At 62.0% G+C, this 15,174-nt stretch carries 10 protein-coding genes; 2 read left to right on the forward strand and 8 right to left on the reverse strand.

Going from position 1 to position 15,174, the window contains the following annotated elements; translation table 11 throughout:
- Window positions 1–86 precede the first annotated feature (86 nt).
- Window positions 87–1,469, reverse strand: a complete 1,383-nt coding sequence (cysS, locus tag BOP96_RS16815) for a cysteine--tRNA ligase (RefSeq protein WP_073453403.1) — start codon at window positions 1,467–1,469, stop codon at window positions 87–89.
- Window positions 1,470–1,484: 15 nt separating this feature from the next.
- Complete coding sequence (locus BOP96_RS16820) at window positions 1,485–3,185, reverse strand: glutamine--tRNA ligase/YqeY domain fusion protein (RefSeq protein WP_003192174.1); 1,701 nt, start codon at window positions 3,183–3,185, stop codon at window positions 1,485–1,487.
- 237 nt (window positions 3,186–3,422) lie between these two features.
- Here BOP96_RS16820 and BOP96_RS16825 point away from each other — a divergent pair, with 237 nt between their 5' ends.
- Together BOP96_RS16825 and lpxH are read left to right on the forward strand one after the other, a co-directional pair.
- On the forward strand, window positions 3,423–3,929 hold the full coding sequence (locus BOP96_RS16825) for a peptidylprolyl isomerase (protein ID WP_014718940.1): 507 nt from the start codon (window positions 3,423–3,425) through the stop codon (window positions 3,927–3,929).
- Window positions 3,926–4,675 carry a UDP-2,3-diacylglucosamine diphosphatase gene (gene lpxH, locus BOP96_RS16830; protein WP_073453405.1) on the forward strand — a complete coding sequence of 250 codons (750 nt, stop codon included), beginning with the start codon at window positions 3,926–3,928 and terminating at the stop codon, window positions 4,673–4,675. The genes BOP96_RS16825 and lpxH overlap by 4 nt, the downstream gene beginning before the upstream one ends.
- 138 nt (window positions 4,676–4,813) lie before the next feature.
- Here the strand turns inward: lpxH and BOP96_RS16840 are convergent, their stop codons facing one another.
- The 6 genes from BOP96_RS16840 to BOP96_RS16865 all read right to left on the reverse strand — a co-directional run bounded on the left by BOP96_RS16840 (window position 4,814) and on the right by BOP96_RS16865 (window position 15,130).
- Window positions 4,814–6,343, reverse strand: coding sequence for a DHA2 family efflux MFS transporter permease subunit (locus BOP96_RS16840; protein ID WP_003192178.1), 1,530 nt, complete (start codon window positions 6,341–6,343; stop codon window positions 4,814–4,816).
- Window positions 6,343–7,542, reverse strand: coding sequence for an HlyD family secretion protein (locus BOP96_RS16845; protein WP_014718943.1), 1,200 nt, complete (start codon window positions 7,540–7,542; stop codon window positions 6,343–6,345). The genes BOP96_RS16840 and BOP96_RS16845 overlap by 1 nt, the downstream gene beginning before the upstream one ends.
- A 15-nt stretch (window positions 7,543–7,557) precedes the next feature.
- Entirely contained in the window at window positions 7,558–9,009 is a 1,452-nt protein-coding gene (locus BOP96_RS16850; RefSeq protein ID WP_020302330.1) for an efflux transporter outer membrane subunit, read from the reverse strand.
- Window positions 9,006–9,479, reverse strand: a complete 474-nt coding sequence (locus BOP96_RS16855) for a MarR family winged helix-turn-helix transcriptional regulator (protein ID WP_014718945.1) — start codon at window positions 9,477–9,479, stop codon at window positions 9,006–9,008. Before BOP96_RS16855 ends, BOP96_RS16850 begins: the two co-directional genes overlap by 4 nt.
- A gap of 237 nt (window positions 9,480–9,716) precedes the next feature.
- Window positions 9,717–13,403, reverse strand: a complete 3,687-nt coding sequence (locus BOP96_RS16860; RefSeq protein WP_073453409.1) for a translocation/assembly module TamB domain-containing protein — start codon at window positions 13,401–13,403, stop codon at window positions 9,717–9,719.
- Complete coding sequence (locus BOP96_RS16865; RefSeq protein WP_073453410.1) at window positions 13,403–15,130, reverse strand: autotransporter assembly complex protein TamA; 1,728 nt, start codon at window positions 15,128–15,130, stop codon at window positions 13,403–13,405. The genes BOP96_RS16860 and BOP96_RS16865 overlap by 1 nt, the downstream gene beginning before the upstream one ends.
- Window positions 15,131–15,174 lie beyond the last annotated feature (44 nt).

Below are 15,174 nucleotides of genomic sequence, written 5' to 3' on the forward strand. Positions count from 1 at the left end.
TCCCACGCAGAGCGTGGGAACGAGAGTGCAAAAAAACGCCCCGAACCAGTCGGGGCGTTTTTTATTCAGCGTGCAGCTTTCAACGGTCAGTCAGCCAACCGCCACGTCGTCCCACCCTTGCCGTCTTCCAACACCACACCCATCGCGGTCAGTTGGTCGCGGATACGGTCGGATTCCGCCCAGTCTTTATTGGTGCGAGCCGCCAGACGCGCCTGGATCAGTGCATCTACCTCAGCGGCATCCACACGCCCTTCGGCACCCGCTTGCAGGAAGTCATCGGCTTCCATCTGCAACACGCCCAGCACGCTGGCCAGTTCTTTAAGGCGCGCCGCCAGGCCCGCCGCTGCGTCGATATCGGTCTCGCGCAAGCGGTTGATCTCGCGCACCATCTCGAACAGCACGGCGCAGGCTTCCGGGGTGCCGAAGTCGTCGTTCATCACTTCGGTGAAACGTGCCACGAAGGCTTCGCCGCCTGCAGGTGCCACCGCGGGCAGGCCTTTCAACGCGTGATAGAAACGCTCCAAAGCGCCCTTGGCGTCCTTGAGGTTGTCTTCGGAGTAGTTGATGGCGCTGCGGTAGTGGCTCGACACCAGCAGGTAACGCACCACTTCCGGGTGGTACTTTTCCAGCACGTCGCGGATGGTGAAGAAGTTGTTCAAGGACTTGGACATCTTCTCGCCATTGATGCGGATCATGCCGCAGTGCATCCAGGCGTTGGCGTAGGTCTTGCCGGTGGCGGCTTCGCTCTGGGCGATTTCGTTTTCGTGGTGCGGGAACTCAAGGTCGCTGCCGCCGCCATGAATGTCGAAGGTCTCGCCCAGGCAGCAGGTGGACATCACCGAGCATTCGATGTGCCAGCCCGGACGCCCGGCGCCCCACGGCGACTCCCAGCTCGGCTCGCCCGGCTTGGTACCTTTCCACAGTACGAAGTCGAGCGGGTCCTGCTTGGCTTCGTCGACTTCGATCCGCGCGCCGATGCGCAGGTCTTCGATCTTCTTGCGCGACAGCTTGCCGTAGCCCATGAACTTGGCGACGCGGTAGTACACGTCGCCGTTGCCTGGGGCGTAGGCGTAGCCCTTGTCGATCAAGGTCTGGATCATCGCGTGCATGCCCGGGATGTGGTCCGTGGCACGCGGTTCCATGTCCGGCTTGAGGATGTTGAGGCGCGCCTCGTCCTCGTGCATGGCGGCGATCATGCGCTCGGTCAGCGCATCGAACGACTCGCCGTTTTCGTTGGCACGGTTGATGATCTTGTCGTCGATGTCGGTGATGTTGCGCACGTACGTCAAGTCATAGCCACTGAAACGCAACCAGCGGGTCACCAGGTCGAAGGCAACCATGCTGCGGCCGTGGCCGATGTGGCAGTAGTCGTACACGGTCATGCCGCACACGTACATGCGCACCTTGTTGCCGTCCAGCGGCTTGAAGATTTCTTTGGTCTTGCTGAGCGTGTTGTAGATCGTTAGCACGATGTTTCCCTTAAATCACTGGCCCCACGAATCTCGCAAGGTCACGGTACGGTTGAATACCGGAGCACCAGGTTTCGAGTCCTTGATATCCGCGCAGAAGTAGCCTTCGCGTTCGAACTGGAAACGGTCTTCCGGCTGTGCGTCGCCAAGCGATGGCTCGGCACGACAACCAGTGAGTACTTGCAGGGAGTCAGGGTTGATGTTGTCGAGGAAACTCGCGCTGTCTTCCGCCTTCTCAGGGTTCGGCGAGCGGAACAGACGATCGTACAGGCGCACTTCGCACTCGATGCTGGCAGCGGCCGGTACCCAGTGGACCACACCCTTGACCTTGCGGCCTTCAGGGTTCTTGCCCAGGGTGTCCGGATCGTACGAGCAACGCAGTTCAACGATGTTGCCATCGGCGTCCTTGATCGCTTCGTCCGCACGGATCACGTAGCTGCCGCGCAGGCGCACTTCGCCATTCGGCTCCAGGCGCTTGTAGCCCTTGGGCGGCTCTTCCATGAAGTCGTCACGGTCGATGTAGATTTCGCGGGCGAATGGCAATTTGCGCACGCCCAGCTCTTCTTTCTGCGGGTGGCGCGGCAGTTCGAGGTTCTCGACCTGGCCTTCCGGGTAGTTGGTGATCACGACTTTCAACGGACGCAGCACGCACATGGCGCGCGGTGCATTGGCATCCAGGTCCTGACGGATGCTGAATTCGAGCATGCCGAAATCGACCACGCCGTCGGAGCGGTTGGTGCCGACCATGTCGCAGAAGTTGCGGATCGACGCCGGGGTGTAGCCACGGCGACGGAAGCCCGACAGGGTGGACATGCGCGGGTCGTCCCAGCCATGCACGTGTTTTTCATCCACCAGTTGCTTGAGCTTGCGCTTGCTGGTGATGGTGTAGTTCAGGTTTAGGCGGCTGAACTCGTACTGACGCGGGTGCGCCGGAACCGGCAGACTGTCCAGGAACCATTCGTACAGCGGGCGATGGCTTTCGAACTCCAGGGTGCAGATGGAGTGGGTGATGCCTTCGATGGCGTCCGACTGACCGTGGGTGAAGTCGTAGTTCGGGTAGATGCACCACTTGTCACCGGTCTGGTGGTGATGGGCATGGCGGATGCGGTACATGATCGGGTCACGCAGGTTCATGTTCGGCGAGGCCATGTCGATCTTGGCGCGCAGCACGCGGGCGCCGTCCGGGAATTCGCCGGCGCGCATACGGTTGAACCAGTCCAGGTTCTCTTCTACCGAACGGTCGCGGAACGGGCTGTTCTTACCCGGCTCGGTCAGCGTGCCACGGTATTCCTTGGCCTGCTCCGGGGTCAGGTCGTCCACATAAGCCTTGCCGGCCTTGATCAGCTCGACGGCCCAGTCGAACAACTGGTCGAAATACTTGGAGGCATAGCGCACTTCACCGGACCATTCGAAGCCCAGCCACTTGATGTCGCTTTCGATGGCGTCGATGTATTCCTGGTCTTCCTTGGCCGGGTTGGTGTCGTCGAAACGCAGGTGCGTGACGCCACCGAACTCCTGGGCCAGGCCGAAGTTCACACAGATCGACTTGGCGTGGCCGATGTGCAGGTAGCCGTTGGGCTCTGGCGGGAAACGGGTGACAATCTGCGTGTGCTTGCCCGAATCCAGGTCCGCCTGGATGATCGGGCGCAGGAAATTGACCGGGACGGCAGGTCCGGCCTTGGTATTCGAGGTAGGGTCGACAGTGGGCTTGCTCATAGGATCCTTGAACAGACAGGTGCATGGCCAGGTGGGGCCAGATAAAACAAAGGGCTCATAATAGCCGAAGCAGTCAAGACACATACAGAGCGCGGCCAATTAATTGCCCGGGCGGTAAAAAACCACCTCGAAATTCCCGCAGGGCACGCTAAACTGCGCGCCTTGGCCGTCGTTTAGCCAGACAGGTAAGGTGCCCAGGCGCCCACACCCACGAATTCCCTGAAAAGAGTAGTGAACATGACTCAAGTCAAACTGACCACCAACCACGGTGACATCGTCATCGAGCTGAACGCCGAGAAAGCGCCGATCACCGTCGCCAACTTCATTGAATACGTGAAAGCCGGCCACTACGAAAACACCGTTTTCCACCGTGTCATCGGCAACTTCATGATCCAGGGCGGCGGTTTCGAGCCTGGCATGAAAGAGAAGAAAGACAAGCGTCCAAGCATCCAGAACGAAGCGGACAATGGCCTTTCCAACGACAAGTACACCGTCGCCATGGCCCGTACCATGGAGCCGCATTCGGCCTCCGCGCAGTTCTTCATCAACGTCGCCGACAACGCCTTCCTGAACCACAGCGGCAAGAACGTGCAGGGTTGGGGCTACGCGGTGTTCGGTAAAGTCACCCAAGGCACTGACGTTGTCGACAAGATCAAAGGCGTATCCACCACCTCCAAGGCCGGTCACCAGGACGTTCCAGCCGAAGACGTGATCGTCGAGAAAGCCGAGATCATCGAAGCGTGATATTGCTGATTTCAGACTTGCATCTGGAAGAGGAACGCCCGGACATTACCCGGGCGTTTCTGGATCTGCTCCATGGCCGCGCCCGTGGTGCCCAGGCGCTGTACATTCTGGGGGACTTCTTCGAAGCCTGGATTGGCGACGATGGCATGACCCCCTTCCAGCGTTCCATCTGCGCGGCTCTACGCGAGCTGAGCGACAGCGGCACCCCGATTTTCATCATGCACGGCAACCGTGATTTCCTGATCGGCAAGGCGTTCTGCAAAGCGGCAGGCGCTACCTTGCTCAAGGACCCGACGGTCGTGCAGTTGTATGGCGAGCCTGTGCTGTTGATGCACGGCGACAGCCTCTGCACCCGCGACCTCGGCTATATGAAGCTGCGGCGCATCCTGCGTAACCCGGTTGTACTGTTTATCCTGCGCCACCTGCCCTTGGGCACCCGCCACAAGCTAGCGCGCAAATTGCGCAGTGAGAGCAGCGCCCAGGTGCGCATGAAGGCCAACGACATTGTCGATGTCACCCCTGAAGAAGTGCCACGGGTGATGCAGCAGTTCGGCGTGCGCACCCTGGTCCACGGCCATACCCACCGCCCCGCCATCCATAAGCTGCAGATCGGCGACCAGGCGGCCAAGCGCATTGTGCTGGGGGACTGGGACAAGCAAGGCTGGGCGTTGCAGGTGGAGGAGCAAGGCTTTCAACTGGCGGCGTTTGATTTCGTCAACCCGCAGCTCGCGCTGCCTGGCGCCTGAATCTCTGCCACAACAACGATCAACCTGTGGGAGCTGGCTTGCCTGCGATAGCATCACCTCGGTGCATCTGATACACCTAGGTGTCTGCATCGCAGGCAAGCCAGCTCCCACACTTGATTGCATTCCAACTTTTGCGGATCAGTGCCCCGATGCCGCCGGCCCGGCCTTTGCGGTAAACGGCGGCTTGGCCAGCCACACCAGCAACATCAAGCCCATGAACATCCACCCTAGCAACGTGAAGTAATCCACGGTGGACATCATGTACGCCTGGCTGGTGAGAATCTGGTCCAGTTGGGTATAGGCCTTCTGCCCTGCCCCACCCAGCGCCTGCAACGCATCGCGGGTGGTCGAGTCGTAGACGGTCATGTTCTCGCTCATGTAGGCATGGTGCTGGTCGGCCCGGCGGATCCAGATCCAGGTGGTCAGCGACGCCGCGAAACTGCCGCCTAATGTACGCAGGAAGGTCGCCAGCCCCGCGCCGTCGGCAATCTGGTGCGGCGGCAGGTCGGACATCAGAATGCTCAAGGTCGGCATGAAGAACAGCGCCACGCCGATGCCCATGAACAGCTGCACCATGGCGATGTGGGTAAAGTCCACTTCGTTGGTGAAACCGGCGCGCATGAAGCAGCTCAAGCCAATCGCCAGGAATGCCAGGCCCGCCAGCAGGCGCAGGTCAAACTTGTGCGCGTACTTGCCCACGAATGGCGACATCAGCACCGGCAAAATGCCGATGGGCGCCACTGCCAACCCGGCCCAGGTGGCGGTGTAGCCCATCTGGGTTTGCAGCCACTGCGGCAGGATCAGGTTGATGCCGAAAAAGCCCGCATAACCAAGGATCAACACAATGGTGCCGATCCGGAAGTTACGGTGCGCGAACAGCCGCAGGTTGACCACCGGGTGCTTGTCGGTCATCTCCCAGATCACGAACACCGCCAGGGCGATCACCGAAATGGCCGCACCGATGATGATGAAGTTGGACTCGAACCAGTCCAGGTCATTGCCCTTGTCGAGGATGATCTGCAAGGCTCCCACACCGACGATCAGGCTCAGCAGCCCAACGTAGTCCATCGGCTGGTAACTGGTGACCACCGGGCGCTTTTTCAGCTGCGCACGCACCACCATCACCGCGAAGATACCGATGGGCACGTTGATGAAAAAGATCCACGGCCAACTGTAGCTGTCGGTGATCCAGCCGCCGAGGATGGGCCCGGCAATCGGCGCGACCACCGTGACCATCGCCAATAACGCCAGAGCCATACCGCGCTTGGCCGGTGGATAGACCGCAATCAACAAGGTCTGGGTCATCGGGTACAACGGCCCGGCGACCAAGCCTTGCAGCACCCGAAAGCCGATCAACTCAGGCATCGAGGTGGAAATACCGCACAGGAACGACGCCAGCACAAACAGCAGGGTCGCCCACAAAAACAGCTTCACCTCGCCAAAGCGCCGGCTCAACCAACCGGTGAGCGGCAAGGCGATGGCGTTGCTCACCGCAAACGAGGTGATCACCCAGGTGCCCTGCTCCGAACTCACCCCCAGGTTGCCGGAGATGGTCGGCAACGCCACGTTGGCGATGGTGGTGTCGAGCACCTGCATAAAGGTCGCCAGCGACAGGCCAATAGTGGCCATCAACAGGCTGGGTGGCGTGAACGAGGCGTTATTGCTCATCAGCGTTGCGCAGCCTTGGGAGCGGCGACGCTGTTGTCATGGATCAACTGGTTGATCATGGCATCGGCTTCGGCCAGTTGGCGGTCATACACGTTGGTGGTGAACGAGGCTTTTTGCGGCGCTTGTTGCGCCAGCACCGGGCCGCTCTGGTCGTGCAGGTCTACATTCACCACGGTGCTCAAGCCCACGCGCAGCGGATGCTTGGCCAGCTCTTCAGCATTGATGTGGATGCGCACGGGTACCCGCTGCACGATCTTGATCCAGTTGCCGGTGGCGTTCTGTGCAGGCAACAAGGCGAACGCGCTGCCGGTGCCGGCGCCGAGGCTGTCGACGGTGCCGCTGTACTTGACGTCGCTGCCGTAGATGTCCGACTCGATATCCACCGGCTGGCCGATGCGCATATCCCGCAGTTGGGTTTCCTTGAAGTTGGCGTCGATCCACAGCTGGTCCAGCGGGATCACCGCCATCAGCGCCGTGCCCGGCTGGACGCGCTGGCCCAGTTGCACGGTGCGCTTGGCCACATAGCCGGTGACCGGCGCGATCAAGGTGCTGCGGGCATTGGTCAGGTACGCCTGGCGCAGTTGCGCGGCGGCCGCTTGCACATCGGGATGGGACGAAATCACCGTGTCATCCACCAGGGCATTGGTGGTTTTGAGTTGTTGCTCAAGGTTGGTCAAGGCGTTCTTGGCAGCGGTCAGGCTGTCGCGAGCGTGGGACAGTTCTTCCTGGGAAATCGCGCCACCCTGGGCCAGGGTTTTACGGCGGTTGTAGTTGTCCTGGGCGGTTTGCACATCGGCTTTCTGCGCATTGACTTGGGCTTTCATGCCATCGACGTTGCTGTACAAACCGCGCACTTGGCGTACGGTGCGGGCCAGGTTGGCCTGGGCACTCTGCAGGCCGACGGCGGCGTCGTTGGGGTCGAAGTTGATCAGCACCTGGCCTTCATGGACCAGGTCACCATCGTCGGCGCCGATGCTGACCACGGTGCCGGTGACCAGCGGGGTGATCTCCACCACGTTGCCGTTCACATAGGCGTCGTCGGTGCTCTCATTGAAGCGCCCGTAGAACTCATACCAGGCCCACACGCCCACCACACTGAGGATGACGATCAGCGCCAGGCCGATCAGCATCACTTTGCGTTTGCGCGGGTTGGTGTCTTTGGGTTGTTCGGTTGCGTTGGTGCTTTCGGCAGTGGCCATGACAAATACCTCAAATTATTCCGTGCGTGTAGCTGGGGTGGTCGCGGCCACGCTGTTGGCGTGATACCCGCCACCCAGGGCCTGCATCAGTTGAATCGACAGGTCGATCTGCGCCGCATTCAGGGTGGCCAACTGACGCTGGGCCTGTAGCAATTGCTGTTCGATGCTGAGCACATCCAGGTAGTTACCGATGCCTGAGCTGTAGCGTTGCACCCCGGTGTCGTAGGACTGCTGGGCGATGTCAGCGGCATGTTGCTGGGCCTGGATCTGCCGCCCGGTGTCGCGCAGTTGGGACAGGCTGTTGCCGATATCACCCAAGGCTTGCACCAGGGTTTTGTTGTACTGGGCCACGGCCAGGTCGTAGTCGGCGTCGCGGGCATCGAGGTCGGCGCGCAGGCGGCCGCCGTCAAAAATCGGCAGCGAAATCGTCGGTGCGATATTGAAGAAGCGGCTGGCCGAACCGAACATCGCATCGCCCAGCAACGACTCGGCACCGGCGCTCGCGCTCAGGTTGAGGTTGGGGTAGAAGCGGGTCTTGCTGGCATCGATGTTCTTGCTCGCGGCCTCTACGCGCCAGCGTGCGGCGACCAGGTCCGGACGACGGCCGAGCAGCTCGGCAGGCAACACCGCCGGCACGGCCACGGCGCTGGGTTTGAGCACCGCTGGGCGCGCCAACTCGTCACCGCGGTCCGGGCCTTTGCCGAGCAACACAGCCAACGCGATCTTGGCGCTTTGCAGTTGTTTTTCCGCATCAATCAGTTGCGACTGAGAACTGGCTTCCAGGCTCTCGGTCTGCTGGAACTGGTACTCGCTGTCGATACCGGAACTCAGGCGGCGCTTGCTCAGGTCGAGCATCTGGCGGGTACGCTTGAGGTCATCGACGGCCAGGTCACGCACGATATGCGCCTGGCCCAGGTCGCTGTAGGCCTTGGCCACGTTCGCGGCCAGTGTCAGGCGCGCGGCCTGCTGGTCGACTTCGGCAGCACGGGCCTCGCCCAACGCCGCTTCCCAGGCGGCGCGCTGGCCGCCCCAGAGGTCGAAGTTGTAATTGAAGCTGGCGCCGATGTTGCGCACCGTCGAATAGGCATCGCCCTGCCCGCGTGGGTCCTGATCCTTGGCCAGGCGCGAACGGCTCACGCCGGCGCTGGCATCCACGGTCGGCATACGCGCGGCGTTGGCGGCATAGGCGGCGGCTTCGGCCTGATGCGCACGGGCGTCGGCGACTTGCATGTCGGGGCTGTTTTGCAGGGCTTCCTGGATCAGGCCGTCAAGCTGAGGGTCGCCCAGGCTTTTCCACCAGTCAGCGGCCGGCCAGGCGGCGCTCGACAGCGTCACCCCGCTCAGGGACTTGCCGGTGTGCAGGGTGTTGGCGTCGAGGCGCTGGCCTTGGGTGTCGAGGCCGCTGTAATTGGCGCAACCGGCCAACGTCATCGCCGCCAGCACCAGGCTGAGTGCGCGAGTGTTCATGATCGACCTACCCGCTGGATCGTGATGGGGTCACCCGCAGCGATCAGCATTTTTTTCAGGATGCGCTCCAGGGTTTCTAGCTCGCCCGGCTCAAGCACACCGGCCAGCTGGTTGAGCGCCTTGGCGCCAATGTGCGGGAGCATGTCCGCCAGGCGCTGGCCCTCGGCGGTCAACACCAACTGCACCTGGCGCCGATCCAGCTCGGAGCGCTTGCGGCTGAGCAGGTCTTTTTGCTCCAGCCGGTCGAGCATGCGCGTCATCGAACCGCTGTCCAGGGACAGGTTGCGGCACAGCTCCGCCGGGGTATCGACGCCGAACTGGGCCATGATGATCAACACCTTGAACTGCGCGGCGGTGATGCCGTGGGGTTCCATATGGGTGTCGATGATGCGGTCCTTGAGAATCGCGGCGCGGCCCAGCAACAGGCCGAGGTGGCAGTTGTGAAAGTTGTCAGGGGTGAAGTGAGGCATCGAAAGTCACCTTATTACTGCCTAGGCAGTGAATGTGTGACGAGATGTTACTGCTTAGGCAGCGAATGTCAAATGGAATAATTAGGTTGCTTGGTAGTTGGTCGAAGGCTGGAGTGAAATGAAAACCAAAATGTGGGAGGGTGCTTGCCCCCGATAACAGTATGTCAGTCAACTTGTTTGTAGCTGACCCACCGCTATCGGGGGCAAGCCCCCGCCCACATTTTTACCGGATACCGGTCAGAAATCGCGCTTGTAGAAGATATCCAGAGAGCTTGCCACACCCGTCGCCACTTCCAGGTACACCTTCTTGCTCAGCAGGTAGCGCAAGGCAATGGTATTGGCCGGCTCGAACACCCCTACCCCATAACGCAGGCTGAGCTTCTCGTTGATCTTGCCGCTGGCCACCACCGCCGTACTGTTGCCAGTGCCTTGGGTGTCCAGATCAAAGTCCTGAATCCCCAGCTTGTTGGCAATGTCCGAGGTCACCCCCGCGCTGCCCATCAAGCCCAGGCCCAAGGCGGCTTCGGCGAGCATGTTGTTGTCTTCGCCGGTGTTGGTTCGCGAACGGCCCAGCACCAGGTATGACAACGCATCTTCTTGGGCCATGGCCGGCTCGGAAAAGATCTGCGTGGTGGGTTGTTCGGCGCTGCCGCTCAGGCGAATCCCAGCGGTCACGGTGCGCGACGATTCGACCACCACGCGCACAGCTTCGATATCCAGGAACGGTTGGTCCAGCGGCCCGGCAAACAACAGCCGTGCACGGCGCACGTTGAGGCGTTGGCCGTAGGCGCGGTAGCGGCCGTCGTTGAGCCACAGCTCGCCGCGGGTGTCCATGTTGTCGCCGATATGCACATGGCCCTGGACCTTGGCGGTGAGGCCGAAGCCGGCGAAGTTGAGCTGGTCTTCGCCTACCTCCACGTCGATATCCATGGCCATGGCCATCGGCGCTTTGCCCTCTTCGGTCTGGCTGCCGATGATCACGGTGTCGTCGGACACCTTGACCGTCGAAGGCGGCAGTTCGCGTACGGTGATGTCGCCACGGGGGATGTGGACTTTACCGGCAATCGCCAGCTTGTCGTCCTTGAGGCTGATCTTCAGGTCGGGGGCCACTTCCAGCTTGGCGTAGGGCTCCACGGCGACCGGCAGTTGCGAGCCTTTGAGGCTGAGGTCAACCACCAGGGCACGGCCCCAGTCGATCTGCCCCGTGAGGCTGCCCTGCCCGGCTTTGCCGCTGTGCCAGCCGCCGTTGAGCTGCACGCTTTCGCCGGCGATTTGCGCCTGCAGGTTCAGGCCCTCGAGGCTGATGGGCAGTTCCGGCCCGGAGACTTCGCCGTCCACAAGGTTCAGGTTGCCGTTGACCAGGGGCGCGAGCAAGCCGCCGGAGATACGGCCATTGCCGTTGAGTTTGCCGTTGAGCGTTTCCACCATCGGCACAAAGGGCCGCGCGACGGCGAGGTCCAGGCCGGTGAGGCTGAACGTGCCAGTGATCGGCTTGTTGTTCGGCAACGGGTTGATCTGCGCCTGCAACAACAGCTCGCCGAGCTTGCCGCCACGGAAATTCAGCTGGGTGTCGATGCGCTTGGGGTTGAGAGTGGTTTCCAGTTTCAGGGTGTCGTAGGGGAAATCCAGCCACTGGCCCTTGTCGCGCACGCGCAGGGTGCCGCCACTGGCGTCCACCGCGACCACACCTTTTGGGCCGCTCTGGGGCAGGTCCAGTTGCACATCGGCGTTGAGCCTGCCCTGCCAGGCGAAGTCTTTGGGCAAGAACCCCGCGAGGCTGTCGAGGGGGAATTGCTTGAGGTGGTAACGCAACTTCGGCTCGGGCATCAGGCGCTGGTCTTCGCCACACAGGCTGGCGCCGCCGGAGACCCAGCAGTGCGCGCCAAAGGTCAGCTTGCCATCGGCCAGGCGTTCGATCTTCGCCGGGGCTTGCAGCCGCCAGTCCTGGCCACCGGCTTGCACGTCGCCGCTGGCCAGGCGCCCGCGCCAGTTGTCTTTGTCGAGGTTGCCATCCAATGCCAGGGCCAGCTTGACCAGCGGGCCAGTCAGGGCCAGTTGGACCTTCTGGCTCTTGATATCGCCCTGGGCGCTGGCGGTGAGGTTGCCAACTTGCGTCTCGCCGCTTTGAATGCCGCTGGCCTTGAGGTCGAGCTTGGCGCGTTGGGCGCTATCGAGGTTGGCGTCCAGGTTGAGGCTTTGCAGGCGGTTGTCGGCAAAGGCCAGTTGCTGGCCCTTGAGGTCGAGCTTGCCTTGAGGGGCTTTCAAGGTGCCGGCCACCTCGACACGCCCGTTGACTTGCCCACGCAGTTGCGGCCAGAGCTGGGCCAGGCGCGCCAGCTTGATGTCGATCTGCCCGGCCAGACGCTGTTGCAGGCTGCCGCTGCCGTTGATGCGGTTGTCGCCCAGGCGGATGTCCAGGTTGGCGAGGGTCCATTGTTCGCCGGCGCCTTCGGCCTTGGCGGCGAGCACGGCGGTTTGGCCGCGCAGGCGACCCTTGAGGTCCAGGTCGGCGTTGAGCTTGAGCTGTTCGTTCTTGAACTCGCCTTTGCTGCGCAGCGGCCCGGCCAGGGTGCCGGGCAACTCTGCGACCCAGTAGGCGGGGTTCAGCGCCGACAGATCCAGGGCGGTGTCCCAGGCAATGCCGTCGGCAAATTGCAGGTTCAGGTGGCCTTCGGCCTTGCCTTGGCCGGCACTCAGTTTCAGCTCAGGTAGGAAGACCTGCTTGAGGTCGCCACTGAAGGGGGTGACCACATTGAACTTGCCCGCCGGGCCGTCGAGGTCAGCCTTGAGATTGCCCAGGTAGTTGCCGTCTTTATAGGAGATTTCACCGTTGAAGGTGCGCAAGGCCACTTGCGGTTCGTCGATGAGCGGATAGAGGCGGTGCCAGGGAAAATCCAGCCAGTCGATCTTGGCGTCCGCGCTGAAGCCTTGCTGCCAGTCCAGGTTGGCACTGAGCTTGAGGCTTTGCTTGTCGCCGGCCGTCAGGTCCAGACCGGCGATCTGCGCGCCCTTGGCGTCAACCTTGCCCTTGAGCAGTAAATCCACCGGGCCTTTTTCGGCCGGTAGCACGGCTTTACCCAGCAATTGGTAACCATTGCTCAGGTCACCTTCGGCGCTCAGGTCCAGTTGGTTGAGTTGCAGGGTATCTGGCAGGTCTGCGCTGGGTTTGAACGATTCGGAGGTGATGTGCACCTGCGCCGGTAGGTTTTCCACCAGGGGTTGCAGCTCGCCAGTGAGCTTGGCGGGCAGGTAGCCGCTGCTGTCGGCGTCGAGCTTGAGGGTCTTGAGCAGGTCGCCATCGATCTTGAGCGCAACGCTCCAGGGAACACCGCCTGGGGCGTAGGGCAGGCTGAGGTTGCCGGTGGCGTTCAGCGGCCAGTCGCCGGTGGGTTGCAGCAGGCCGGCGAGGTCCAGCACCAGGTCGTCGCGTTGTAAATGTACCGAGTCGATCTGCATACCGGCGCCAGTCCAATGCGCCGCCAGTTGCAGGCCCTTGAGTTCTTCGCTGCCGTTGAACAGCAGGCGACCGATGCGCACATCGCCCAACTGGATCGCAACCGGCAGCTTGAGCTCAGGCAATTGGATCGGACCGCTGCTGCTTTCGTCGGTACTGGGCGCAAATTCCAGGCTGACCTGTTCCACATCCAATTGGTCGATGCAAAGGGTCATGCGAAGCAGGCAGCCGGGCGACCAGTCAAACTTTGGCGCATTCAACTCGACGCGGCTGCCATCCTGCTGCCACAGCAGATGGTCGGCGCTCCACTGCCCGTCCAGACGCCCCTGGAAATTTTCCACGCTCAAACCTGGCACCTGGCCCAAGGCCCAGCGACTGCCCGCCTGGGTGCCAAGCACTGAACACAGCGCCAACAACAGCAAGGCGAGGATGGCGAACAGCGCCAGCCCCGCTATTTTCAAACCACGCATCACAGCTCAGGCCCCATGGAAAAGTGCAAGCGAACGCCGCCCGGATCTTCGAGGGCATGGGCCAGGTCGAGGCGAATCGGCCCCACCGGGGAGACCCAGCGCACGCCGACGCCCACGCCGGTTTTCAGGCTCGGCAGGTCGAGGTTGTTAAACGAGTTGCCCTGGTCGATAAAAGTCGCGATACGCCATTTGTCGGTGATGGAATATTGATACTCGGCGCTCAAGGCCACCATGTAGCGGCCACCGATGCGGTCGCCCCTATCGTTCTCGGGCGACAGCGTCTGGTACTCGTAACCGCGCACGCTCTGGTCACCACCGGCGAAGAAGCGCAGCGACGGCGGCACGGATTTGTAGCCATTGGTGGCACTGCCGCCAAATTGCGCACGGCCCAGGAAGCGGTGGTTGTCCCACAAGGTGGTCAGGCCTTTGACGGTGGCCGTGCCGTAAAGCAGGTTGGTGTCGGACCCCAGGCCCTCTTTGGCGACCTTGGTGTCGAACATCAGGCGGTAACCATGGTGCGGGTCGATGCGGTTGTCACTGCGCAGGTAGGAATAACTCACGCCGGGCATCAGCAGGTTACTCAGGCCCGAGTCATTGCCCAGGCGGTATTCCTCGCGTTGGTACTTGAGGGAGATCACACGCGTCCAGCCACTGGGCAACTTGCTGTGCCATTCGGGGCCGATGGTGAGCAGCTTGCTCAAGGTGTCGGTGTTGGCGATCTCTTCGTTCTGATAGCCGCCGGCAAAGCGCAGTTTGTCGGTGAGCGGCGGGTCGAGCGGGATGTCGTACCACAGCCCGACGTTCTGCCGCGGCGCCGACAGTTCAGCTTCCCAGCCATAACTGTGGCCCTGGGGGTTGACCCAATGGCGCGTCCAGTTGGCTTTGCCCCGTGGGCCGACGTCGGTGGAGTAACCCAGGCCCAGGCCCATGGTGCGCGGCTTGCGGGTGTCCAGTTGCACCGCCACCGGGATCACGTCATCGGTGGCGGCGGTGGGGCTGGCGTCGACGCGCACGCCTTCAAAGAAGCCGCTGGCTTGCAGGTTCTGATTGAGTTCGGCGACCAGTTCGGAGTCATAGGGCGTGCCGGGTTTGAACGGCACCATGCGCTGCAACAGCTCTTCATCAAAGGGCGTGTCGCCCGTAAAGCTGACCTTGCCCATGCTGTAGCGCGGGCCGCTGTCGTAAATGAGTTCGATGTCGGCCACGCCCGCTTGAGGGTCTACGGCAAGTTTCTGGCTGGTGAAGCGCCCGCTGAAAAAACCGTAGCGCGAGGCCTGGTTCTGGATCAGGCGCTTGGCGTCTTCGTAATGGCCGTGGTTGAGCACGGCGCCGGATTTGAGGTCGTCGCTGGCGGGCACGCGAAAGGCCTTGAGGCTCGCAGCCGGGCCATCGACCCGCAGAGTCACGTCGCGCAAATGCACCGGTTCGCCGGGGTCGATGGTGAGGGTCAGGCGCGGGTTCTTGCCGCCCTTCACCTCGCTGGCAATCTGTGGCTGATAGTAGCCCAAGGCCTGCGCGGCTTTGCGCGCCTGCTCCTCGGCGCCACGGCTGAACCGCAGCAAGGCTTCTTCATCACGATCGCCCACACCGCCGATATAGCCTTCGATGTTGGCTTTCAGCGCGTCGTTTGAGGGTTTGATCCGCACGTCCAGTTCGCTTTGCGCCAATGCGCCGCAGCTTGTGAACAGCAGAATCAAGCCGCTGGTAAATCTTCCTGGAAACTTCATAGGCGCGGATGCTACACGAGCGAGGGAGGAACTTTGAACCAGGA

The sequence above is a fragment of the Pseudomonas sp. FSL W5-0203 genome (genome assembly GCF_001896155.1).
GTDB lineage: Bacteria > Pseudomonadota > Gammaproteobacteria > Pseudomonadales > Pseudomonadaceae > Aquipseudomonas > Aquipseudomonas paracarnis.